The 957-nt window shown below is 74.0% G+C and carries 1 protein-coding gene; it reads left to right on the top strand.

The window, feature by feature from the left end; genetic code table 11:
* A partial coding sequence (locus CCN72_RS31280; RefSeq protein WP_143664258.1) for an acyltransferase domain-containing protein occupies positions 1-957 on the top strand: 957 nt, incomplete at both ends.

Here is a 957-nt window from a genome sequence, read left to right as displayed (position 1 = left end):
GGGGAAGACGAACGCCAGCCGGTCGGCGGGCCCGCCGACCGGCTGGCGTTCGTCTTCCCCGGTCTGGAGGGCGAGTTCACACCGCCGCGCACCGACGACATCGCCGCCCACTTCGGCCTGCCCGCGCCGCAGGACACCAGGGCGGAGACCGGGGTGGGCGCCCGGGTCGAGGACATCGGGCGGCACGGACTCGATGTCGTCGGCGTGGGCCGGCTGCTGGACCGGGCGCTGCGCGCGATGGGTGTCGTACCGGACGCGGTCGCCGGGCACAGCGTCGGCGAGTGGACGGCCATGGCGGCCGCCGGGATCTACTCACCCGGCCAAGTCGACGGATTCATGGCCGAGTTCGACCCCGACGCGCTGACCGTCCCCGGGCTCGCCTTCGCCGCGATCGGCACCTCCGCCGCACAGGTCGAAGCGGCGCTCGCCGACGCCTGGGCGGGCTCCGGGATCGTGCTCTCCCATGACAACGCGCCCCGCCAGTCGATGGTCTGCGGACCGGACTCCGCGGTCGAGGACCTCGTACGGTCCTTCCGCGCGCAGGGCGTGATCTGCCAGGTGCTGCCCTTCCGCTCCGGCTTCCACACGCCGATGCTCGAACCGTATCTCGCCCCCATCCAGGAGGCCGCCGACCGCTTCCGGCTGCATCCGCCGACCGTCCCGGTGTGGTCCGGCACGACCGCGCGGCCCTTCCCGGCGGCCGAGTCGGCCGTGCGCGCGCTGTTCGTACGGCACCTGCTGGAACCGGTGCGCTTCCGCGAACTGACCGAGGCCCTCTACGCGAGCGGACACCGCGTCTTCGTCCAGCCCGGCCCCGGCCGCCTCACCTCCCTGATCGACGACACCCTCGGCGACCGCGACCACCTCGCGGTCCCCGCGTGCTCGCCCCACCACGACGGACTGCCCCAACTCCGCCGCGTGGCAACGGCGTTGTGGGCGGCGGAGTTGGGGCAGTCC

This window comes from Streptomyces murinus, assembly GCF_002154555.1.
GTDB lineage: Bacteria > Actinomycetota > Actinomycetes > Streptomycetales > Streptomycetaceae > Streptomyces > Streptomyces murinus.
The sequence above is the reverse complement of the archived record's forward strand: the minus strand, read 5'-3'. Positions and strand labels throughout refer to the sequence as shown.